Source organism: Nitrospira sp. (assembly GCA_030692565.1).
Lineage (GTDB): Bacteria > Nitrospirota > Nitrospiria > Nitrospirales > Nitrospiraceae > Nitrospira_D.
Genome location: JAUYAO010000002.1, coordinates 1 through 20,807 on the forward strand (window position 1 = coordinate 1; position 20,807 = coordinate 20,807).

The following is a 20,807-nucleotide window of genomic DNA, read 5'->3' on the forward strand; positions in this document are numbered from 1 at the left end:
ATGCGTGAAAACATCCCGGCGCATGTACTTCGTCAAATCAAAGAGGAGATCGAAAATGCGTAAAGCCCAACAGAAACCTACCGGTCGTCAGCCCAAAGTGAATATTGGCGCCGAGCTACTCTCGTCGGTGCGTGAAATGAACTGCAAAGTATGGGGTCGTTGCTTGACTTTGCATCTTGTTGAGTATGGAAAACAAAGTGATCAGATTTCTGTATTTTTTGTGAGTGACACCGTGATGACAAAAGGTTAGATGGCGCACATTGACGGGGATGAGAAGTATCAAAAAGGCGAGGCATTTTGGGATAAGGGGGCTCCGTCGCCGGCGATGAGGCAGTATCTGGCGCGTCAGATGGTGCGCGGGCGGGCGCTGGTGCCGGGCTGCGACCGCGGGCATGAGGTGGCGCTGGCGGTGGAATACGGGTTGGATGCGACGGGGCTGGACATTGCGCCGACGGGGGTGGCGGAGGCGCGCGCGAAGTATCCCCATCTGGCGGAGCGCTTCGTGATCGGCAATTTGTTTGATCCGCCGAAGGAGATGCGCGATGCCTTTGATGTGGTGCTGGAGCATACCTGCATGGGCGGGCTGCCACCGGCGCTGCGCGCCGACTACCGGCGGGGCATCGATCTCACGTTGCGGCGCGGAGGTGTGCTGATCGGGGTGTGGTTCATCAATCCGGCGCTCGATCCGGGTAATGAGGGACCACCCTTCCCGCTCAGCGTCGCTGATTTGACGGCGCTCTTCGCGGAAGGCTATGAGATCGTCGAAGATTATGTGCCGGATGCAGCCTTTCCCGGTCGTGAGGGCCGTGAACGGGTGCGTGTGCTGCGACGCGTGGCGTGATGAAGTAGGACTGCGCGGTTTCTTCTTCCTGAACAACCATCTTCAGATAATCACTACCATGCCCATTCCAGATTTCATCAAGTTTCTCCGCTCCAAGGTCGGCACGGAATTGTTGCAGGTTTCCACCGTCGCAGAGGGAACAAAGGTGTCAGACACCATTGTTTCTTGCGCAGTCCTTCACTTCACACCGAGGAGGCTATCATGCTGCTATTCAGCCTCGTGTTGAGTCTGGGAGAAAACAAGGGTGTCAGAGAAAACAAGGGTGTCAGACACCTTTGCTCCTCCCCAAGGAAAAGGTTCCAGGAACTATTCATTTCTCCTTCGGGTGGCAGTGCTAGCCTGTTGGGCCATTCTTGCGAGTAAGTAACATATTTGTTAGTATCGCGCAGTGGACTGCACCATCACGTACTACAGTGAAGCCGTGCAGGGAGAAATTTTGGCTCTCCCCGACACACTGGCTGCTCGTTACATCGTGCTCACGAGGAGGATGATTGCTCTTGGGCCACATCTTGGCGAGCCTCATACGAAAGCCTTCGGTGAGGGTCTGTTCGAGCTGAGGCTTAAAGGAGCTGAAGGCATTGCCCGTGTGTTCTTTTGTGCTCTTGTTGGCAAACGCATCGTCATGCTGCACAGCTTCATCAAGAAGTCGGACAAAACACCTCTTCGAGAGCAAACGATTGCGGAGCGCCGTTTGAAGGAGATCAAACATGCAAAGTCATAACCAGCTTATCAAGAAGCTCATGCGTCGTCCCGGCGTTCGTGCAGAGGTGGAACGCCTCGAACGTGAGGAGTCTGCGCTTCTCGATGCGCTGCTCAAGGCCAGGCAAGCAGCGGGGCTCACACAGGCTCAAGTTGCTGAACGTATGGGCACCCAAGCGCCAGCCGTCGCGAGGCTTGAGCGCGCCCTAGCAAGCGGCAAGCATTCACCGTCTGTGGCCACGCTGCGTAAGTATGTCAAAGCTTGCGGCAAACGCCTCGTGCTGAGAGTCGCATGAAGAGTCTTATCCATGCGCGGAAAAAACGGGGACATTCTAGATTTCTGGCGGTGGGGCGCGACGGGCAGGAGCCATCATTTCTTGGGTGAGGGAATCACGGTGGTCAGACCTCATGACGTGCCGAAACTCACATCATGAAAACTCAGTACTACGCAGCCACAAGCCTAGACGGATTCATTGCCACTGAAGATGACTCGCTGGAGTGGCTGTTCCCGCTCGGTGATCTGAATGATTCCAGCTATCCGGCATTCATCTCGGAAGTTGGCGCGTTGGCTATGGGGTCGGCGACCTACGAATGGATGCTGCGCAACGCACACAAGGTTGCGGCTGAGACTGGTTCGCCGTGGCCGTATACCCAGCCAGTCTGGATATTCTCTCGCCGCACGCTTCCACTCACTGACGGTGCAAACATCCGCTTCGTCAGTGGCGGTGTGCGCGAAGTCCATGCTGACATGCGAGCGGCCGCCGGCGGCAAAAATATCTGGATCGTTGGAGGCGGTGATCTCGCCGGTCAATTCTACGATGCCGGCCTTTTGGACGAACTCATCATCCAGATTGGCTCAGTCACGCTCGGCAAGGGGAAACCGCTCTTCCCTCGCAGGGTGCTCAGCCCGAATCTGCGCTTAGTATCGGTTCGTCAGATCGGGTCTGGTATGGCTGAGCTGCGCTATGACATACATAAAGGCGGCGCTGTCGATGCCGTCTAACAATTCATTTCAGCCGAAATCCAAAAGGCCTTGGGTTTACGATGGCTTCGGCGTGGGGATGATGGCAGCCTAGCGGGGCTTGGATCTTTTAGTAACGAACCCCACGGGGGAGAGTTTTCTCCCTCTGGGTAGTAGAAAAACAGCCAATTCTTCAGTAGACTTGCCCGTAGCGAAGGGTTGGTCTTCGTTCATGACGATGTGCTGGCGAGAGATCTGGTCGGGAGGCGTCTATCATGGCTGAACTTGTTGATCGTATCACCGTGAATCCTGAGCAGTGCGGAGGTCGGCCCTGCATTCGGGGGATGCGGATTCGAGTGATCGATGTACTCGATCTCCTGGCCGCTGGGCTGACACAGCAACAGGTGCTTGAAGAGTTGCCGGATCTCGTCGCGGAAGATATCTCTGCCTGCCTTCGCTTTGCCAGTAGCCGACTCAATCACCCGATCCTCGCTGCGTGAAGATCTGGCTCGACGCCCAGATTTCTCCTTTCATTGCGCCATGGCTGAGTTCAACTTTCGACATTGAGGCGATTGGACTCAAAGATGTGGGCTTGCGCGATGCGACGGATCGCACCATCTTTCTTGCCGCACGAAGGGCCAAGGCGGTTGTGCTGACGAAGGACCGTGACTTGGTCGATCTCGTGACCCAGCTTGGTCAGCCACCGCAAATTGTCTGGGTCACTTGCGGGAACACGTCAAACGCAAAACTGAAAGCGATCCTCACGCAGGCGTGGCCCTCAGCTCGAACCCTCATTGAGCGAGGTGAGGCTATCATCGAAATCAGCGACATAACGATCTGATGGCGCGACATGAGAAACAGAGATGTCAGACACCATTACCCCCGCCATATAAGTAAATCTCGCCTCTTGGGCGTCGGGTAGCAGATCGGTATGTTGTATCGTGTCGGTGCGGATCTAGTGTTGCTCGCGCACTTTCTCTTTGCTGCATTTGCAGTCTTCGGCGGACTGTTGGTGTTTTTCGATCACGCCTGGGCCTGGGTGCACATTCCCGTGGTGCTCTGGTCTTCAGTTGTGAATCTCATGAGCTGGACCTGCCCGTTGACCCCGATTGAGAATTCCCTCCGCACTCGCGCCGGTCAGCTCGGCTATTCGGGTGGCTTTGTACAACACTACATCGGACCCATTGTTTACCCGCGGGGCATGCCGCGACAGTTGGAACTCGTGGCAGGTGTGTCCATTGTGGCGGGCAATGCGCTGGTCTACGCAATCATTTTTGCGTGGGGCTGGCGTCGGGCATTCAATTGATAGAAACGCAGTGATGCCGTAGCTCGTTATTTCGCGTATACTCTTCTTCCCCAGGGGATGGAGTCCCCCGTATAACCGCCTCGGCCAGGCTGATGACTCCTACGCTACTACTGCCGTAGCCGTAGGATTGCCGCCAGCGTGGCGGCGCCCGGTTTGTACAACCAGGCCGAAACGGAGGACTCCCGAATGGAACCCATCTTCATCACTGCATCCTTGTGGCTTGCCCTCGCGGTTGTGTCCGCCCTCATTGCTTCTTCCCTGGGTCTTTCGATCGCGCTCGTTGAAATTTGTGTGGGTGTCGGTGCCGCCGCCGCCACCGGCTGGTTCGGCCTCGGCGATGTGCTTGCCGCCAATTCCGAGTGGGTGCGATTCCTCGCGGCCGCCGGCGCAGTCGTGCTGACGTTCCTGGCCGGTGCGGAATTAGACCCTGACGTGATCAAAACGAAGTTGATGGAAGTCAGCGTCGTCGGCTTGGCGGGGTTTCTGGCGCCATTTTTCGGTTGCGCCGCAGTCGCTTACTATTTGTTGGGATGGGATACGAATGCCAGTTGGCTCTGCGGTATTGCTCTCTCGACGACCTCCATGGCGGTGGTCTATGCCGTCATGTTGGAAACCGGCTTCAATAAGACGGAGTTCGGGAAGGGGATTCTCGGCTCCTGTTTCATCAATGACCTCGGAACCGTGATCGCCCTCGGCCTGCTCTTCGCGCCCTTCACCTACAAAACGGTTGTGTTCGTTGTGGGCAGCATTGTGGTGCTGGCGTGGTTGCCGTTCACGACGGCGTGGCTGACCAGGCATTATGCCCATCGCACCGCTGCAATCCGGACGAAATGGATCATGCTGATTCTCTTTGGATTGGGCGCGCTGGCTTTGTGGTCTGGGAGCGAAGCTGTGCTGCCGGCGTACCTTGTCGGCATGGTGTTGGCGGGAAGCGCTGCGAGAGATACGCATTGGATCCGCCGGTTGCGAACGCTGACGGTGGGGTTTCTCACACCCTTCTATTTCCTGCGCGCCGGGACGCTGGTGTCGCTGCCGGCGCTGCTTGCGGCGCCGCTGGTGTTCATTGCGTTGCTCCTGGGCAAAGTGGCGTCCAAGATTTTCGGCCTCTATCCGATTATCAGTGCCTTCCGGCAGGATCGCAACGAACGCTGGTACTACACGCTCCTGATGTCGACCGGCCTGACATTCGGGACCATCTCGTCTCTCTATGGATTAGCGCATGGCTTGGTGACCCAGGAGCAATATTCCTTTCTCGTGGCTGCCGTGATAGCGAGCGCGGTGGTCCCTACGCTCATCGCGGGTTGGTTTTTTGTGCCAACGCATTTGCTGCCCCCGATCGAGCATCCAGGGAAAACCACGCGGCATAGCAATGGCCTGAGCGACGAGGGCTAGTTCGAGTGAGGCGTGTAAACCGTTTTGCGGTAGGAGCCCTTGGCAGAAGCCATCGGCTTCCCGGTTGATCATAGAAACTCGTCAAACGTAGAATGCAAAAAACGGGGATAGTCCGGTCAGCTGGCCCGGCGACGTTGGGCTGTCACGGATACCTATGAGCCTGGACCATGGTGTTATGCGTCTCGCTGGCTTTATTGCACTGGTCGTATTGTCGCTCGCGGTTGCGGGCTACGCTCTCGCCGTCTATGGCTTCCTGCCTGTCGGGGCGCTGGTTCATCCTGACATGCGCGCCACCTTCGAAGCCCATCCCGTCGGCATTTATGCACATGTGTTCGGCGCGGCCGTCGCGCTGGCCCTGGGGCCGTTTCAGTTTTCATCGACGTTGCGCGACCGGCGGCCTGCTCTGCACCGCCGGCTCGGCCGGCTCTACCTTGCGATTGGTGTGCTGATCGGAGGGCTCTCGGGCCTGTTCATGGCGTTTCATGCGTTCGGCGGCCTTCCGTCCCGGTTAGGCTTCGCCTGTCTCGCTGTTGCTTGGCTGTACAGCGGCTCCCGTGCCTATTTCGCCGTTCGGGCCTGCGACTTCACGGCTCATCGCTGCTGGATGGTTCGAAACTTCGCGCTCACCTTCGCCGCCGTCACGCTGCGCTTGTACTTGCCTGCCTCCGTGGCTCTTGGGGCGGCGTTTGAAATCGTCTATCCGATCATCGCGTGGCTTTGCTGGCTGCCGAATCTTGTCGCCGCCGAGTGTCTCGTCAACCGTGCCACGCACCCTCTTATCGAGCGGCCCAATGCGGGGTTCAGGCCCTCGTCGGCCGCTCACAGCAAAGGTTAGCCAGACCCATGCCCATTCCCGGTTTCATTCAATCTCTCCGCTCCAAGGTCGGCACGGAATTGTTGCAGGTTTCCACCGTCGCCGTGTTTGCTTATGACGACAGCGGGCGTCTCTTGTTGATTCAGGAAAAGGCCTCAGGTTTGTGGGGCGCGCCGGGGGGCATCGTCGAGCCCCTTGAGTTGCTCGCCGATGCGGCGGTGCGGGAGACCTGGGAGGAAGCCGGAGTGTTTGTCGAGTTAACCCGCGTCCTCGGCGTCTTTGCCGGAGAACACTTTTCCGGCACCTACGACAACGGCGACCAGATAGCCTGTGTGTCGACCGTCTTTGCCGCGCGTCCGATCAGCGGCACGCCTCGCCCGGATCATGCTGAGACGGCCGATGCGCGGTTCTTTCTTCCCGACGAGATCGCGGCGCTGCCCTGTCAGCCGCATTTCCACGTGATTCGTCAGGCCCTGAGCCACGACCGATCCCAAGCCTACTTCAAGCCGGCCACCTGGCAGCTGTCAGGCCTGTAACAATTCGCCCGCCGACCTTCTGTCTTGACAGGTGATACCTGTGGAGGTAACACTTGCACATGGGTAAAGTTCGTCGAGGAGGGTATGTGTTCGTCACCTGGAAGAGCGATCACCCTCCCCGGCATGTCCATGTGTATCGGGACGGTGTCCTCATTGTGAAATGGGATCTGGATCGTGGACAACCGATGATCGGCAAGAGTACAAGGCGAGTGTGTACGCTGATTGAGGAATTGGAACGTGAGGGGGTTCTATGAAGATCCAAGCCGTGAGCCTGAATAATCGCAAAAAGGCATTCCAGGTCAAGACGTCGAAGCAGACATTCCAGCTTCCTTACTCAACGGTGGATCTGAAACCAAGTGCAGCTGATCCGATCATTCGGATTTTTGTCGACAAAGATCTGGGGAACGAGGGATTTACCTATGTCCTGAAGTCCGGCAAGGAAGGCACGGTTCATAGTGAGCAGGTGCTGGCCTACAACCAGGATCCTCGTTACCTGAGGGATGCCTTGCTGTATAAGCTGACGGTTGAAGCGCAGAAGCGGGTTGAGGCCAGTGCTTTGTCGAAGCGCGAGATCATCCGGCGTCTGGGAACCTCGGCCACGCAATTCTATCGGTTGCTCGATCAAACCAACTACAGCAAGTCGGTGGACCAACTTCTGTCGTTACTGCATGTGCTGGATTGCGATGTCGAGCTCTTGGTGCGAGGGAGGAGGACGCCAGGGAGAGCGGCCTAGCTCAGTGACGGGGGCAGAACGAAATTTACAGGGACATTCCGGTCGACTTTTTGAAATGTGTCAGCGAGCTAGGTCAAGCTAGGGACGTATAAATATTGTACGGGGTGCACATAATGCCGATTCCAGAGTTCATCAAATCCCTCCGCTCCAAGATCGGCACTGAGCTGCTGCAAGTTCCGACCGCGATGGTCTTTGCGTACGACGACCGCGGGCGACTCTTGCTGATTCAGGACAAGGACTCCGGCCGCTGGAGCGCGCCGAGCGGAATTATCGACCCGCATGAGTTGCCGTCCGATGCGGCGGTGCGGGAGGCGTGGGAGGAAGCCGGAGTGTTTGTGGAGCTGACCCACATCCTGGGCGTCTTTGCGGGTGAGCACTTCTCTAAGACCTACGACAACGGCGATCAGCTTGCCGCCGTCACGACGGTGTTCGCCGCGCGTGTCATTCGCGGGACGCCTCGTCCGGATCATGAAGAGACATCCGATGCGCGATTCTTCTCGCCGAGTGAGATCGACGCACTGCCTTGCTCCACGCATTTTCTCGTCATCCGCAAGGCCGTCAATCAGAACCAACCTCAGGCCTACTTCAAACCCGCCACCTGGCAGCCCGGCGGCCTCTAGCAGATTACAAAAATATTGTCCTCTGTCCCTGACGAATCGTTTCTCTATACACCCGCTACACAATTCGTCGCAGGCCTGGCACTCGCTGCATGAGCATGACGAGGCAGAATGTGATGGCGCAGGTCGCGAGGAAGGTGATCGGTACGTAGTAGGGGGGGCGAAGCAGGATCGGGACGGCGAGGAAGTACCCATAGCGCAGCAATTCCACCACGATGGGATGGGCCACGTAGACGCCGAGCGTGAGCGGTGCGAGCGTCTGTGCAATGGATTCTACTTTTGGAGAAATCGTCCCCTGCAGGATCAGCAGGAAGAGGCCGACGGCCATCACCATGTCGGTGGGGCTGAAATCCTCGTAGAAATAGAAGGCCCAGCGGTCGTCGTATCCGCGCGTCGAGACGAGAATGGCTGTCAGGAGCGTGGTGGTCGCAGCGGCGATCATGATCGCGAATGCGAGGCGCGACGGCCGCTCGATCCGGAGCCGCGCGCAATACCAGCCCGCCAGGTAATAGGTCAGATAGGGGACGAATATGGTGAAGGCGCTGGAGGCGAGAAAATCAAATAGATTAGCCCCCATCGCCAGCCCGGCCATGATCAGAATCAGGTCGCGCAACTGCGAGAGGCTGAAGGTGGCGAGCGCTTTCGCGAGAAAGGGTGTGACGAGATAGAGCCCGGCGATGAGAAACAGAAAGTATAAATGGATATAGGGCCTGCCGAGGACCATATCACGGCCGATAATCTCAATCGAGAGCGGCTCATGCCAGTAGAAGGCGCGCCAGGCGAAATAGATCGTCGGCCAGGCGATGAGGGCCGGCAATAACCGGCTCATGCGTTTGGCCCAGAAGGCGCCCGGGCCCGTATATTTTTGCGGGTCGAGCAACAGCGCACCGCTCAGCATGACGAAGACCGGGACGCACCAGCGGGTGGCGGCGTCGAGGGCATTGGAGAGGTGCCACTGCAGCGTGCCGAAGAGCTCGCGTTCCATCACGATGGTGGCGGCCAGGTGCAACAGGATGACCGCGAGACAGGCGCCGACTCGCAGGACATCGTACCGGGCCGAGCGTCGATCCGGCTGGGTGCTTCTGGTGGAGGCTTCTCCCGATGAGAGTGGTGTCGCTGATGTCTGTGGCATCGGTGCGGTCCTGTTCGGGAAAGGTCGCGGGGTGAAGGGGGTGCCGAATTCAGAGACGGGCTTAGTCTTCTGCGCGCGTGAATCGAGCCAGTACGTTGCGGGTGATCTGCTGGACGGCCGGATTCAACACGGATTTGCGCAGGTGCGGAGCTTGGAAATCATCGAGCCCCCAGCTCCATTGCATCGATCCGCTTGAGAAGACCAGCGCGTTGCTGGCGGCGCGATAGAGGGTCACGGCGCCGGCGAGTTGGCCTGCCGGCATACGTGCGACGATGTGCGTGCCGGTCGGGCTGGCGGCGCTCAGTCCATCGACTTCATACCCGGCGACGCCCGGCAGCGACGAGCCTTTGGCGAGGCTGGTTTTTGCGAGCATCCAGGCGTCGGCCTCCTCGATTACGTACGAGCTATCGACGGGATTTTCTACTTCCAGATACATGGTGCCGAGCAAGCCTGCCTCGGGGCGGCTCACGGGTGCGTTGCGCCAGCGCGTGGTGGCGAGGTGATCGTTCTCCGGACTCTGGTCGGTCATGAAGGGGTCGCGACGCGGCGTATTCTCTTTGTAGGCCACCATGGTCCGGAGCGGCTCCCCAGTGATATGGCCGGGCTCCATGCGGATCTGCCAATAACAGGTATTCGACGAAAAAATGCCGAGATGAACGCCCCGGTCGCGCGCCTGTTCGATATGGCGCCGCATCTCCCAGGTCCAATATTCATCGTGCCCGATTGAGAGGAAGGCTTGGTGCGAGACGAGCAGCGCAGGGTTCGCATGCACATCGAGGTTGGTGGCATAGGTGACGTCGTAGCCTTCTCGCTCCAACCAGCGGACCATATTGTACTCCCAGCCGGCGGGGGACGCCGGGTAGCCGGGTGGGATTGAGTTGGAAATCAGGAAATCGCCCGCCCCGGTTCCGGAGGCTGCGGCGGGAATCGCGCTGCCGGCATAGGGCCGGTTGAAGGACACTTTCGCGGCCTGCCCTCCGGGACTATTGAACGAATACAGCGAGCGTCCGCCCCAATTGTTGTAGGCCTGATAGGTTGTGACGCTGGCTTGGACGAGATAGGTCGAGGGGCGCTGATCGTCCCGGACGATAAACAGAATGTAGCTCTCTTCTCCCGAGGGTTCCGCTGTCAGCTTCGCCAGGTAATACCCTGACGGCCAGGTGCTCTCGCCTTGGGAGCCGGCCGGGATGGTTTGCGCGACCGGGTATTCCCACTGGCATTCGATCAAGCCGGTTTCACTGTCTACGACAGGGGCTGGTTGTCGGTGCCCCGGCACCTCTATCGGTCCGGACATCTGCCGGGCGCCGAGCCCTCCGTACCATCCCATGCGGTAGATCGTGAGGCGGTACGTGGGTGCGAGCGAATGAACATAGAGACGAATCGTCTCGCCCTGGTTGACGCTGGTTGCGGAGGCATAGCCTTCGATCTCATGATTCCTGGCCGGCTTGGCCAGGACCCAGTCGCTGGTGCCGGATTTGCGATTCTCGATTTGAACGGGATTGAGCGGGGCGGTGGATTGTCCGGTGGCGAGGGCCGGAGAGATAGCTTCGAGCGCAACCAGCAGGCTCCAGAGGATCTGACGGGAGGCGACCCGCGCACGTATCGGAAGGACGAATTCTTTGCTCCACTCGATCACCGGGGTCAGCTGAGCGAGCGTGTTGGTCAAGAGCCGTGCGCCTGCACCTCGTACGCGGTTTGTCATATCGCTGAAGGTTTCTACGAGGCTCAGGCGAAGATCTTGCTGCATTTCGGCGAAGCCGATGAATTGGCGGATGCCGTAGATCAACAGGCCGGCATTGGCGAGGGGAAAGGCGCCTGCCATCCATCGGAACTGCGAGACGTAGTAGAGCCCCAAGGCCAGGCTGGAGAGTGCCATGCCCAACTGCAGGGCCAGATCCAGTCCCGCCGTTCTGGTTCGTCCGGAGATTTTTGGCGTCCGACGGAACGGGATCTTGGTCCCGGCGATGGCCTGTTGCATGGAGGTGACGGCACCGGTGAGATGAATGGGAATCAAGAGCAGATTGAGTGCGTAGACGCGAAAAAGATCCCGGAACGGCCGATAGCCCATATTCGCCAGGTCCCTGGTATAGAGGGCGAAGTAAGGAAGCGCGGCGATGAGCATCCAGGGCGTCATCAACTCTGAAGAAAACGGGATGGCCAGCAGCAGCAAGACGCTCAAAGGGGCGAACGCCAGCGAGGTCAAATAATGAATTTGCAGCAGAGCTCGCGGAACCGTTCTCGCCTGCTTCGGTGTGTGGCGCAGGAAGGACAACAATTTGGGCAGAATGATCAATCCCCCGTTGGCCCACCGCGCCCGCTGGATGACCAGCGATCCGAAATCCGGGGGGGTGGCGCTGTAGGCCAGCCGCTCGGGGTGATTGTGCAGCGACCATCCTTTGGCGAGGAGGTCGACGGTCGATTCGGTGTCTTCAATGACCGTCCGGTCCTGGATATAGCGGCGAACGGTGTGCCCGTCTTCGTTCGATTCGACGCAGATTTCTTCGAGCGCCGACTTTCTCAGCAAGGCATTGGCGCCGACCCAAAAGGTCGCGCCGAAGTAGGTGAAGCCCTGATGGACGAGATACTGAATGTCGGTCGTGGCTCCGGCGGTCCGCTCCAGCACGCCCGGTGCGTTGGGGAAGGCGCTGTAGGGCGTTTGGGCGACCGCTACCCGCGCATAGTCCGGCTGTTCCATGAGTCGGACGAGCGTGCTGGCATAGTGGGATTTCAAGAGGCTGTCGGCATCGAGGGTGATGACGTAGGGCGTATCGGGGATCAGGCGGCTGCCGGCTCGTGAGGCGGTTTCCTCCAGGGCAAGCCCGGTCTGGCGGACCACCGGGCGGACGCGGCGGCCCATGAGGCCCAGGTAGCTGTTCAAATTCATCGCCTTGTTGGGCTCGTGGGATAGATTGCAGTATTGCTTCCGCTCGAAGACATCAAACTCAACCTGAAAACGGGCCGCCAGTTCCGTATAGGCATCCTCGATTTCGCCGAGGAGTTGCTCGTCGGAGACCAGCGCCGGCTCCCTGCGTCGGGCGAACCACTGCGCGCTCTGTTCCCGGTAGGACTCGGCGGATTGGGTGAGCACCTGTTCTACGAACCAGACATCGGTGTGGGTCTCGGTCGAGGAGTGTTTGGCCTGGGTTTCAAACCACTGCGTGGCCAGTCTGAGACAATCTGAGAGCCAGACACATTCGTCGCTGACGGTGACGGTGTGATGTGCCCGTCTAGCCTGGAATGCCGCTCGGGCTTGGGTCATATGGGTGGCCGGTTCATTGAGCAAGGCCTGCAATTCAAAGGGAAGGTTGCGCGCTGCCCATAAGCCAGCCCGGTCGGAGTGGGTTTTGGGGGCAGGCGGGTCATCGAGGAGCAGCACGACCCGCTTGTTCGGGTAGTTCTGGAGTGCGGCGGACAACAGCGTTTGCCGGATGACGGGGAGTTCTTCTTTGTATGAAGGCACCAGCACGGTGAGGGCCGGGGCCGATAGGGGATCGAAGGGTTTGGCTGGCTGTAAGGTTGCCAGGCGGAACGCGGCATCCCGTTTCAGATGTCCAAGCCGCGCCAACTGGTAGCACAGGTTGCCGTAGACTAAGAATCCGGCGAGCGACCCAAAGAGCAGGGCTTCCAGCAGATCCCCGACGTGACCTTGAGCCAGGGCGGTCTTTGCGATCGTCCCGGTCGACCAGATCAGTATAGCAGTGGCGGTTGTGGTGATCGCGAGAGATACCTGGGTGAAGCGGAGTTCGTGAATGAAGGAAGAGGGTGTCATGGATACGTCCAAGAAATAAAAAATAGTCCTAAGTGGGCGCGTGGTCATGTGCAATCCGGGTGCCGTGGTACGTCTGCTGTCGGTATGTGGAAAAAGCTTGATAATCGGTGCATTGCAGGATCCTTGAACCGCCGATTCTGTATAAGTGTAGGGGCGGGCCGCTACACTGCCTCATGACCTGTGGCGATTATGTTGAGAGGGATTCCGATTCTGACTACGAGGGTTCTTTCCCTGGGGCGGGGCGGTGCGCTTGTCAGGTCTCAGGAAGGGGTGCTGTGCGGCTTGATGCGGGAGTTAGGGGCGTGGAATCTTGGCAAAGTGATCTCGTACGAGGGTTTCGACCGAGGCAAAGTGCCGGTCTGGCAGGTTCTTGAAGCGGCGTCTGCAGTCGGCCAGGGCTTCCTCGGCGGTCTTGAAGGGGGCGATCACCGACAGGAGGTGGCTATGGTAGTCCAGAAGCTTCAGTTCAACGGTTCTCAGGTGGCTTGGATCGCCGGCGATGGACAGGGCGGCTTTCGCCTGGTCGCCGCGGGAGTCGACGAGCGCCTGGAAGCAGAGGCCTTTCAATCGCTGCGTCACGGTGCTGCGGTCCCAGCCGAGGGCCTTCGCCGTGCCCTGCATGTCGAATCCGTGCTGCCGGAGGCAGCTCAGCACGGCGGCATCCCCGGCTGGTTCAGGAAGCACGGTCGCCCCGCTCGATCCCTTGGGAGCCTGAGTCTCGACGGACCCTTCCAGGGAGAAGGCCGCCCTCGTCAGTACCGGTTCATCACTTAAGGCGATGGCTCGTTCGAGGGCATGGCGGAATTCCCGGACATTGCCCGGCCAGTCATGCTCGGTCAGCAGGCGTAGGGCGTCGTTGGAGAGTTTGGGGACCGGTCGGCTCATCTGCGTGGCGATCTCGGCGAGGCAGACATCGGCGAGAAGCGGGATATCGGCGGCCCGTTCGCGGAGCGGCGGCAGCCTGAATACCAATCCCTTCAATCTGAAGTACAGGTCTTCTCTGAACCAGCCTTCGGAGACTCCGCGCTGCAGATCGCGATTGGTCGCGGCGACAATGCGCACATCCACGGTGGTCGGGGTGGTCGCTCCCACACGGTAGAAGGACTTCTCCTGTAATACCCGGAGCAGCTTGCTCTGGTGATCCAGTCGCAGATCGCCGATTTCATCAAGAAAGATCGTGCCATGGTGGGCCAACTCGAAGTAGCCGCGCCGGTCCGCGGCGGCGCCGGTGAAGCTGCCCTTGGTGTGGCCGAAGAGTTCGCTTTCAAATAGTTCGGGCGAGATGGCCGCCATATTCACGGCGATGAAGGTCCGGCTCGGTCTTGGGCTGAGCCGATGGACTGCGCGGGCGAAGAGTTCCTTGCCGGTGCCAGGTTCTCCGAGCAGGAGAACGGTGAGCGGCGATCCGGCCCCCTTCTTTACGTCTCTGAACAGGCGCAGAAGCGATGCGTCTCTGGTAACGATCCCGAGTTGGCGGCATTCAATGGACAACTGGTTAAGCGCCGCGTCGCCGACCGTACCGGATTCTGAACCGGCGGCGCGCAGATCGTGGAGCTGCCGCTCCAATCGTTCGAGTTGTTCGCGGGCGGTCTGTTCCTGCATCTGGACGTCGGCCAGTTCGGTTCGCAGGGACTCGGTGGCGCGGGCGAGATCCTGCCGCTGACCGGCCGATTGCGCGGCGGCTGCTTTGGCTGCGTCCAAGTCTTCCTGCAAGGCTTCGGCGCGATTCTCCCGCAGCACGAGGGCTTCCCGCACGGCGGCGGCATCCTGTTGGATGCGGAGCATGTCTCGCTCCAACAGAACCAGACGTTGGCCTGCCGTGAGGTGTGTCCAGGCGGTGGTGCCGAGCAGGACTATGAGCGCGGCAGTGAGCGGGAGGGCTGCCGGCAACACGAGATGCAGTCCGCCAAGTACGACGGCGGTCATGGCGGCATAGAGGGCGATGGCTCCGGCGGCGAATACCAGACTGATGGAGCCGTGAAATCGCAGGAGACACCAGGCGATGAGCGAGGCGAACACCATGGTGACGCCGGCGCGTCCGAGCGGCCCGAGCTGGCAGAGGCGGGTTTCAGTGAGCAGACTGTTGAGGAACTGGAGATGCGCGGTCATGCCGTCGACGGATTGTCCCGTCGGTAGCAGCCAGAGGTTCTGTGAGGGGACCTGAGACAGAATGACGACCACCTTGCCCTTCAACCATCCGTCGAGCGCGGTACTGTCGTGATGATGGATCGCTTCCCATACGGTGGAGAGCGGAACGGTCGGCAAATCCGCCAGGGTTCCATTGCCGACCACGTTCACGAGGCGGGTTTCTGCGGTTTCGTGAGGAAGCGGCTGGCGTTTCGCGAGGGAGAACAGCGCCAGTCCGAATGAGGGGAGAGGCGGAGAACCGTGTTCTATGAAGAGAGGCAGGGCGCGAGCCACGTGATCGCTATGGGGGGACAGGGTCAGATGCCCTTGAATGATGGCATCCGAGGTCGGCGGGGCCTCGTCATCGAAGACGGTGACGACGTGGCCGGCAGATGTGGTCGCTTCCAGGAGCAGCGCGTCACTGGCGGCCCCGCCCAGGTGGGCGGGACTGGCGTGGTTGAGGCGATGGTCGATCCCGATGGCGGCTGCGCCGGTTTCATGGGCCGTGGTGATCAGCTGAGCCAGGACGGCCCGGTCCCATGGTCCGGGCCCGAACTGTGCTTCGCTCACGGGATCGCGCGCGACGATCGTCAGCGCGGGGCTGACGGCGACCGGTGCGCGGTGGCGGAGCCACGTATCGTAGACCGTCCAATCGAGGGCGCTGACAGTCGCGGGCGCAATGAGCCAGAGCAGCCGGGCCAGAAGGGTTGCCAGCACGCCGATCGTGAGCGCCTGAAGGGGCAGCGATGTGATGAAATGCCGCCAGAGTTTGTGCCAGTCGAGCATGTGAATTACTGGAGGTTCAGTTCATCCATCAGGGCTTTGGCGTCTTGCTTCGGCAGGCCTTTGAGCGAGGCTTTCGCCTTGGCTCGGTCCGGCGCCACGCCGAGGCCGCGGCCGTAGATGCGCGCGAGCGCTTTCTTCGCCGGCGCAAATCCCTCGCCGGCAATGGTCTCCATGCAGAGGAGCAGCTTTTTGTCGAAGGGGGCGAGGTGCTGGTCTAGCCCGGCTTCATAGAGCGCGGCCAGCTCGTTCAACGCCGCGTCGCTCAACGCATAGCTCTCTTGAAGGAGCACCGCAATTGCTTCGTTTGGCCGATGGCTCTTGAGTAACGTCACTCCCAATGTGTCTTGGTCGCCTGACCGGCTGTAATCAGGAAACTCCTCCCAGAGCAGGCCGCGGTAGGCATGAAACCCTTCGAGTGCGTCGTTGCGCCGTCGATCTGCCTGGTCGGTCGAGAGGGCTTGCCGCCGGAGTTTAGCGAGGGCGTCGCCGGCCGGCTGGTGGCCGAGTTCAACCGCTTTGGTCCACCAGAAGATGGCCCGGGCCAGATCTTTGGCAACGCCCTGCCCGCTCTTGTAGGCATTGCCTGAAAAAAACTGCGCCTGCGGGACTCCGCCGAGGGCCGCTTCTTCCATGAACTGTGCCGCTTCCTGATCGCGATTCGTCAGTTTCAGCAATAGTGCAAGCCGATAACGGGCGTCGGGGAAGTGCGGTTGCAGTTCAATGGCCCGTCGATAGGAGTGAATCGCGGCTTTGATATTGCCGAGCGAGTACTGGACGCTGCCGAGACTGTAGTGCGCATGAGTCAATTCGGGGTTGAGGAGAATGGCTTCCATGAAGGCCGTGGCGGCGGCGCGCCCATCCTGTTTCGCCATGAGTATGATGCCGAGTTGCAGCAACGCATCGGCATGGCCCGGTCGCAGTTTGAGCGCGATGCGGCATTCGTCGAGTGCGGCGTCGAGGTCGCCGACGCGATAGAGTTCTTGCGCCAACTTGAGGCGGTCTTCGGCGCTGGCGGGAAACGTCCTGACCCGTCCACGCAACTCGCTCAGCATGAAGACGGCATTGCTGCGCTCTTGTTCAGTCCATTCAGAGAAACGATGCTCGTCCTGTTGCGGAGGCTGGGAGACTGGATCGGGATCCACATTGAGATTGGGATCGGGAGATTCGAGGATCGGCGGCGCGGCCGTCTGTTCGTCAGATGTTTGGGCGAACGACGCGCCGTGCAGGTCGAACAGCAGCGGAACAACAAGGATGGTCACGAGCACTACACGACGACGCATCGAAATCTATGACCCTCCTGAAATGGGTATGGATGGGGATTATTATAGCATCCGATCGGGCAGGGCAGACTGGTTAGGAATGGCAAAATACAGCGCGTAAACGGTCTAGCGCAGCTTGGCCATCGCGTCTTTGATCTGTTCAATGCTGGCCTGGAGCTCTTGAGCTGGTGGTTGGACCGGCTCATGGTGTACCCGCCAGACCGGTTCCAAGGGGGCCGGGTCTGTCGTGAGGCGGGGGATGAGGTGCCAGTGGATATGGGGGAGTTGGTTGCCCAGTAGCTCGTAGTTGATCTTTCGGGCATCGAAAACCTGTGCCAGTGTCTTGGCCACCAGGGTGACTTCTTCCATTAATTGCATCCGCTCCGTGGGGGCCAGTTGGAAGAGTTCGGTCGCGTGGCGCCGGAAGACGACGACGGTCCAGCCCTTAAAAAATTGGTCGTCGTGCAAGTAGGCCTGAGAAAGTCCCAGGTCGGCGATGAAGTGGTCGGCGCGCGGCCAGGTTCCCTGACAGGCTTTGCATGTCGGATCAGTCATGGTTGATTGGCCTTTCGCCACTCCTCTTCCGTAATGACGCCCTTCTTGAGCAGCAACTGGAGCAGCTTGTCGACTGATGCGCGGCTGGGCGGGGAATGGGGCTGAGAAACCGGGGCCGGGCCTGCGGGTACGGCCGCCTCTATCTTCTTCGGCTCAGCCGACGGGCGTTTCTGTCCGAAGATGCGGAACGAAGGTGTGAACACGGCCAGGTAGTCCCGGTTCCTGATACGGACCGATGCCGGCAGGCTATCGGTCTGTGGAGGCAGGTCCGGTGTGGCTCCGGCAGGAATGCGGAAGAATGGCTTGCCGTCCTCGGTTTCCCCGTCCTGTCCCAGGACGTCGAACCGCTCGAGGAAGGATTCCCCTGTCAACCCTTCTCGGTCTTGACCTGCAAGGTTGGTGATTTTATCCAGCACAATGATCAGTGAATCCGCCATGATGAGGTCCGCCGTGTGGTTACGGACGCTCACGTCGTAGCGGTATTCGCTCGTAAAGTTGTCGCGGCCTTTCAACGTGACAATCACGGTTGCTTTGCCGGTGAAATCAGTCAGATGGTCGAACGGCGAGGCGGCCTGGCTCTGTGCCGGCGTGGCAATCTCGCTCGCGAACAGCGCGAAGCAGAGCAGGGTGGTGAAGGTCGAACCCATAAGGATGTGGCGCAGTTGATTCATCGGCAGATCACCTTAATCCGAATTCCGGTCGGAGCATAGCAAAGATCGCGGCGGTGGGCGAGCTTTTGTTCTCCCGCGCGCCTTGACACGCTCTTTCGGTGAACGCTATTCTCGCCGCAGTCGATGGCAGTCTCCTTCCGATCCTATTACGCATGACGTCTACGGCTTCTCGCGCTCCGTTGTTAATCTCCAAAGCTCTCGCGGCCCAACTGCTGCGCCTCTACGACTATCCGCATCCGACGATTCCTCGCCGCATCATCCGCGGGTACGACCGGCCACATGCCGTTCGCACGGCGCGCATGTGCGCGGCAGTGGCCGCGGCTTTGGGGCATGACGCTGCGCGAGTGCGCCAGTATCAGATTGCTTGTGTTTTGCATGATTTGGGCCGGGCGGGGCTCGATCGTGTGCTGTTCGGGAAAATCTGGTCCTGGGCCAAAGCGCATGGCATTCCGACCAGGCCGCGTGAATGGCGAGCCCTACATCCGGAGACGGCGTATGGACGGGAGACCGAAGCCTTCCTGCGTCAATACGGAGTCGAACTCGATGCGGCCGGCATTCCGATGACGGCGTGGGCCAAGGAGCAGGTCGAGATGCGCCTCGGGTATTCCCGGCGGCTTTCCCGCCGGCTGCGAACGGTGCGCGGCGAGATCAAGCAGATGGGCGTGCGGTGGGAGCCCTGGATGCAGCGGGTGATGTTGTACTACTACTATCCCGAGAAGCTGGCGGGCGCCCCGGCTTGGGTGAAGCAGTTAGCGGAGATTCTGGTCGCCTGCGAACAGTTTGAAGCCTACAGCAATCAGCAGCGCGGGCGCGATTACTACAGACGGAAGAAGGAAACGCTCGCCGATGCGTTTGCCTATCTGGAAAAGCTGCAGCAGGAAGGCCTCTTGAGCCGGGCGGTCATGTCTGCACTTCGCGGGTTGGCCGCTGGCGGCGAGTTCGACCGGGTATTGGAAGAAGCGCGGGGTTGCCGGCTCTCGCCTGGCGACCGGCGATTTCTCCGGCAGATGGAGTGTTGATATGTCTGTGAAGACCGTGACCTCTCGCGTGAATATGCAGGGCGAGACGCATATCGAGAATCTGACGAAATCGGTGCAGGCCGCCGTCGCTGAGTCCGGTCTGAGCGCCGGTATCGTCACGGTGTTTGTGAAGCACACGACTGCGTCGATCATGATCATCGAGGACGAGCCGGGTATCCGTGCCGATACGAAGGCCTTTTGGGATCGCACCGTGCCGGCCGATCCCGCCTGGCAGCACAATACGAGAAATGCCGGTGAAGATAACGGGCACAGCCATCTCCGCGGGCAGCTGCAAGGGCCGTCTATCACGATTCCATTTTCCGAAGGGGCGCTTCTGCTGGGCACGTGGCAGCAGGTCGTCGTGGTCGATTTTGACACCAGATCCCGCACGCGCGAGCTGATCTTCCAACTCATCGGTGAGTGATGATGAGCATGCGGCGCGCCATGCGAAGACTTGCTGGTATGACGGCGGGAGCTAGCGTCCTCGCCTTGAGCATGTGGGCCATGGCGGCGGACTGGGGTAAACCGCTCGGCGGGACCTACGATGGCGCGGATGGCAAGCCTCGGCCGGTCACTCCCGCACCGGCCGAATTAAGCCCGGACGAACGCGCGACCATGGCGGTGTTCGAGCGGGCCACCAAGTCGGTGGTCTTCATCGCGAACACGGCTATCCAACGAGATATCTGGTCCTTCGATACGATGGAAGTCCCGCAGGGGTCCGGCTCCGGGTTTGTCTGGAGTAAGCAGGGCTATCTTGTGACGAATTTCCACGTCATCTACGGGGCCGATACCATCAAGGTTACGCTGGCCGACCGGAGCGAACATCAAGCCAAGATTGTCGGGGCCGATCCGGACCATGACCTGGCGGTGTTGCAAATAAAGGTTTCTGAGAGTCTTCTGGAGCCGTTGGCGATCGGGGCGTCGCACGACTTGCGGGTCGGGCAGAAAGTCCTGGCGATCGGCAATCCGTTCGGGCTGGACCATACCTTGACCACAGGAGTGGTCAGCGCTCTAGGGCGCACGATCAAGTCGATGTCGAACCGGACGATCGAGGGCGTGATCCAAACCGATGCGGCCATCAACCCCGGCAACTCCGGGGGGCCGTTGCTCGACAGCAGCGGTCGGTTGATCGGCGTGAACACGCAAATCGTCAGCCCCAGCGGCGCCTATGCCGGCATCGGCTTCGCGGTACCGGTGGATACCGTCAATCGCATCGTGCCGGAGTTGATCAAGCACGGGAAGCTGATCAGGCCGGGATTGGGTGTGTCGCTGGTGCCCGATTCCATCGTCAAACGATGGGGGATCAAAGGGTTGGTGATTGGAAAAGTGTCACGCGGCGGGAGCGCCGATCGCGCCGGGCTGCGGGGGGCGCGCGAGACGCAAGCCGGGCGCATCGAGCTCGGCGACATTGTCGTGGCGATCGACGGAAAGCCGGTCGAGACGATCGACGACATGATGGATATCATGGAAGCGCATAAGGTCGGCGATCAGGTGACGCTCGACATTATCCGCGCCAATAAACGGCAACAGTTGCCTCTTACCCTCCAGGCGGTCAATTAACGCTGGTAGCGTCCGGCTTCGACATGTTGT

The 20,807-nt window shown here is 60.0% G+C and carries 23 protein-coding genes and 1 riboswitch; of the genes, 17 read left to right on the forward strand and 6 right to left on the reverse strand.

Annotated features, from left to right (window positions below; translation table 11 throughout):
• From Q8N04_00760 to Q8N04_00825, 14 genes are all read left to right on the forward strand, one after another.
• A partial coding sequence (locus Q8N04_00760; GenBank protein ID MDP3089182.1) for a hypothetical protein occupies positions 1-250 on the forward strand: 250 nt, incomplete at its 5' end.
• Positions 251-841: a hypothetical protein gene (locus tag Q8N04_00765; protein MDP3089183.1), complete on the forward strand. Its 591-nt coding sequence runs from the start codon at positions 251-253 to the stop codon at positions 839-841.
• Positions 842-1,229: 388 nt separating this feature from the next.
• Positions 1,230-1,562, forward strand: coding sequence for a type II toxin-antitoxin system RelE/ParE family toxin (locus Q8N04_00770; GenBank protein ID MDP3089184.1), 333 nt, complete (start codon positions 1,230-1,232; stop codon positions 1,560-1,562).
• Positions 1,549-1,836: a helix-turn-helix transcriptional regulator gene (locus Q8N04_00775; protein ID MDP3089185.1), complete on the forward strand. Its 288-nt coding sequence runs from the start codon at positions 1,549-1,551 to the stop codon at positions 1,834-1,836. Before Q8N04_00770 ends, Q8N04_00775 begins: the two co-directional genes overlap by 14 nt.
• Before the next feature lie 134 nt (positions 1,837-1,970).
• On the forward strand, positions 1,971-2,543 hold the full coding sequence (locus tag Q8N04_00780; GenBank protein MDP3089186.1) for a dihydrofolate reductase family protein: 573 nt from the start codon (positions 1,971-1,973) through the stop codon (positions 2,541-2,543).
• 233 nt (positions 2,544-2,776) lie between these two features.
• On the forward strand, positions 2,777-3,001 hold the full coding sequence (locus Q8N04_00785) for a DUF433 domain-containing protein (protein ID MDP3089187.1): 225 nt from the start codon (positions 2,777-2,779) through the stop codon (positions 2,999-3,001).
• Complete coding sequence (locus Q8N04_00790) at positions 2,998-3,342, forward strand: DUF5615 family PIN-like protein (protein ID MDP3089188.1); 345 nt, start codon at positions 2,998-3,000, stop codon at positions 3,340-3,342. The genes Q8N04_00785 and Q8N04_00790 overlap by 4 nt, the downstream gene beginning before the upstream one ends.
• A 90-nt stretch (positions 3,343-3,432) precedes the next feature.
• Complete coding sequence (locus Q8N04_00795; protein ID MDP3089189.1) at positions 3,433-3,807, forward strand: DUF2784 domain-containing protein; 375 nt, start codon at positions 3,433-3,435, stop codon at positions 3,805-3,807.
• 44 nt (positions 3,808-3,851) lie between these two features.
• A riboswitch (Fluoride riboswitch) is annotated at positions 3,852-3,916 on the forward strand.
• A gap of 77 nt (positions 3,917-3,993) precedes the next feature.
• Positions 3,994-5,199 (forward strand): cation:proton antiporter, encoded by a 1,206-nt coding sequence (locus Q8N04_00800; GenBank protein MDP3089190.1) that lies wholly within the window; start codon positions 3,994-3,996, stop codon positions 5,197-5,199.
• 154 nt (positions 5,200-5,353) lie between these two features.
• Positions 5,354-6,034 carry a DUF2306 domain-containing protein gene (locus tag Q8N04_00805; protein MDP3089191.1) on the forward strand — a complete coding sequence of 227 codons (681 nt, stop codon included), beginning with the start codon at positions 5,354-5,356 and terminating at the stop codon, positions 6,032-6,034.
• Positions 6,035-6,042: 8 nt separating this feature from the next.
• A complete protein-coding gene (locus Q8N04_00810) occupies positions 6,043-6,549 on the forward strand; it encodes an NUDIX domain-containing protein (GenBank protein MDP3089192.1) in 507 nt (168 codons plus the stop codon).
• Positions 6,550-6,608: 59 nt separating this feature from the next.
• The gene (locus tag Q8N04_00815) at positions 6,609-6,803 is read left to right on the forward strand and encodes a hypothetical protein (protein MDP3089193.1); all 195 of its coding nucleotides are present in this window, start codon (positions 6,609-6,611) and stop codon (positions 6,801-6,803) included.
• Positions 6,800-7,282, forward strand: a complete 483-nt coding sequence (locus tag Q8N04_00820; protein ID MDP3089194.1) for a hypothetical protein — start codon at positions 6,800-6,802, stop codon at positions 7,280-7,282. The genes Q8N04_00815 and Q8N04_00820 overlap by 4 nt, the downstream gene beginning before the upstream one ends.
• A 113-nt stretch (positions 7,283-7,395) precedes the next feature.
• Positions 7,396-7,902, forward strand: coding sequence for an NUDIX domain-containing protein (locus Q8N04_00825; protein MDP3089195.1), 507 nt, complete (start codon positions 7,396-7,398; stop codon positions 7,900-7,902).
• A 55-nt stretch (positions 7,903-7,957) separates the two neighbouring features.
• Here the strand turns inward: Q8N04_00825 and Q8N04_00830 are convergent, their stop codons facing one another.
• The 6 genes from Q8N04_00830 to Q8N04_00855 all read right to left on the reverse strand — a co-directional run bounded on the left by Q8N04_00830 (position 7,958) and on the right by Q8N04_00855 (position 18,198).
• A complete protein-coding gene (locus Q8N04_00830) occupies positions 7,958-9,031 on the reverse strand; it encodes an acyltransferase family protein (protein ID MDP3089196.1) in 1,074 nt (357 codons plus the stop codon).
• Between the two features lie 61 nt (positions 9,032-9,092).
• On the reverse strand, positions 9,093-12,800 hold the full coding sequence (locus Q8N04_00835) for a glycosyltransferase family 2 protein (protein ID MDP3089197.1): 3,708 nt from the start codon (positions 12,798-12,800) through the stop codon (positions 9,093-9,095).
• A 294-nt stretch (positions 12,801-13,094) separates the two neighbouring features.
• Positions 13,095-15,713 carry a sigma 54-interacting transcriptional regulator gene (locus tag Q8N04_00840; protein ID MDP3089198.1) on the reverse strand — a complete coding sequence of 873 codons (2,619 nt, stop codon included), beginning with the start codon at positions 15,711-15,713 and terminating at the stop codon, positions 13,095-13,097.
• A gap of 5 nt (positions 15,714-15,718) precedes the next feature.
• Entirely contained in the window at positions 15,719-16,993 is a 1,275-nt protein-coding gene (locus Q8N04_00845) for a tetratricopeptide repeat protein (protein MDP3089199.1), read from the reverse strand.
• Positions 16,994-17,098: 105 nt separating this feature from the next.
• Positions 17,099-17,527, reverse strand: coding sequence for an HIT family protein (locus Q8N04_00850; GenBank protein MDP3089200.1), 429 nt, complete (start codon positions 17,525-17,527; stop codon positions 17,099-17,101).
• On the reverse strand, positions 17,524-18,198 hold the full coding sequence (locus Q8N04_00855) for a hypothetical protein (GenBank protein MDP3089201.1): 675 nt from the start codon (positions 18,196-18,198) through the stop codon (positions 17,524-17,526). The genes Q8N04_00850 and Q8N04_00855 overlap by 4 nt, the downstream gene beginning before the upstream one ends.
• 152 nt (positions 18,199-18,350) lie before the next feature.
• Here Q8N04_00855 and Q8N04_00860 point away from each other — a divergent pair, with 152 nt between their 5' ends.
• From Q8N04_00860 to Q8N04_00870, 3 genes are read left to right on the forward strand one after another with little or no spacing between them, the layout of a single operon-like run.
• Positions 18,351-19,217, forward strand: coding sequence for a hypothetical protein (locus tag Q8N04_00860; protein ID MDP3089202.1), 867 nt, complete (start codon positions 18,351-18,353; stop codon positions 19,215-19,217).
• Between the two features lies 1 nt (position 19,218).
• Complete coding sequence (locus Q8N04_00865; protein MDP3089203.1) at positions 19,219-19,641, forward strand: secondary thiamine-phosphate synthase enzyme YjbQ; 423 nt, start codon at positions 19,219-19,221, stop codon at positions 19,639-19,641.
• A 20-nt stretch (positions 19,642-19,661) separates the two neighbouring features.
• A complete protein-coding gene (locus Q8N04_00870) occupies positions 19,662-20,777 on the forward strand; it encodes a trypsin-like peptidase domain-containing protein (protein ID MDP3089204.1) in 1,116 nt (371 codons plus the stop codon).
• The last annotated feature ends 30 nt before the right edge of the window (positions 20,778-20,807 follow it).

Excerpts from the sequence above, each read along its gene's own strand:
- Q8N04_00765 (MDP3089183.1), top strand. The coding sequence starts at position 251 with ATGGCGCACATTGACGGGGATGAGAAGTATCAAAAAGGCGAGGCATTT.
- Q8N04_00775 (MDP3089185.1), top strand. The coding sequence starts at position 1,549 with ATGCAAAGTCATAACCAGCTTATCAAGAAGCTCATGCGTCGTCCCGGC.
- Q8N04_00780 (MDP3089186.1), top strand. The coding sequence starts at position 1,971 with ATGAAAACTCAGTACTACGCAGCCACAAGCCTAGACGGATTCATTGCC.
- Q8N04_00785 (MDP3089187.1), top strand. The coding sequence starts at position 2,777 with ATGGCTGAACTTGTTGATCGTATCACCGTGAATCCTGAGCAGTGCGGA.
- Q8N04_00795 (MDP3089189.1), top strand. The coding sequence starts at position 3,433 with ATGTTGTATCGTGTCGGTGCGGATCTAGTGTTGCTCGCGCACTTTCTC.
- Q8N04_00800 (MDP3089190.1), top strand. The coding sequence starts at position 3,994 with ATGGAACCCATCTTCATCACTGCATCCTTGTGGCTTGCCCTCGCGGTT.
- Q8N04_00805 (MDP3089191.1), top strand. The coding sequence starts at position 5,354 with ATGAGCCTGGACCATGGTGTTATGCGTCTCGCTGGCTTTATTGCACTG.
- Q8N04_00810 (MDP3089192.1), top strand. The coding sequence starts at position 6,043 with ATGCCCATTCCCGGTTTCATTCAATCTCTCCGCTCCAAGGTCGGCACG.
- Q8N04_00815 (MDP3089193.1), top strand. The coding sequence starts at position 6,609 with ATGGGTAAAGTTCGTCGAGGAGGGTATGTGTTCGTCACCTGGAAGAGC.
- Q8N04_00820 (MDP3089194.1), top strand. The coding sequence starts at position 6,800 with ATGAAGATCCAAGCCGTGAGCCTGAATAATCGCAAAAAGGCATTCCAG.
- Q8N04_00825 (MDP3089195.1), top strand. The coding sequence starts at position 7,396 with ATGCCGATTCCAGAGTTCATCAAATCCCTCCGCTCCAAGATCGGCACT.
- Q8N04_00830 (MDP3089196.1), bottom strand. The coding sequence starts at position 9,031 with ATGCCACAGACATCAGCGACACCACTCTCATCGGGAGAAGCCTCCACC.
- Q8N04_00835 (MDP3089197.1), bottom strand. The coding sequence starts at position 12,800 with ATGACACCCTCTTCCTTCATTCACGAACTCCGCTTCACCCAGGTATCT.
- Q8N04_00840 (MDP3089198.1), bottom strand. The coding sequence starts at position 15,713 with ATGCTCGACTGGCACAAACTCTGGCGGCATTTCATCACATCGCTGCCC.
- Q8N04_00845 (MDP3089199.1), bottom strand. The coding sequence starts at position 16,993 with ATGCGTCGTCGTGTAGTGCTCGTGACCATCCTTGTTGTTCCGCTGCTG.
- Q8N04_00850 (MDP3089200.1), bottom strand. The coding sequence starts at position 17,527 with ATGACTGATCCGACATGCAAAGCCTGTCAGGGAACCTGGCCGCGCGCC.
- Q8N04_00855 (MDP3089201.1), bottom strand. The coding sequence starts at position 18,198 with ATGAATCAACTGCGCCACATCCTTATGGGTTCGACCTTCACCACCCTG.
- Q8N04_00860 (MDP3089202.1), top strand. The coding sequence starts at position 18,351 with ATGACGTCTACGGCTTCTCGCGCTCCGTTGTTAATCTCCAAAGCTCTC.
- Q8N04_00865 (MDP3089203.1), top strand. The coding sequence starts at position 19,219 with ATGTCTGTGAAGACCGTGACCTCTCGCGTGAATATGCAGGGCGAGACG.
- Q8N04_00870 (MDP3089204.1), top strand. The coding sequence starts at position 19,662 with ATGCGAAGACTTGCTGGTATGACGGCGGGAGCTAGCGTCCTCGCCTTG.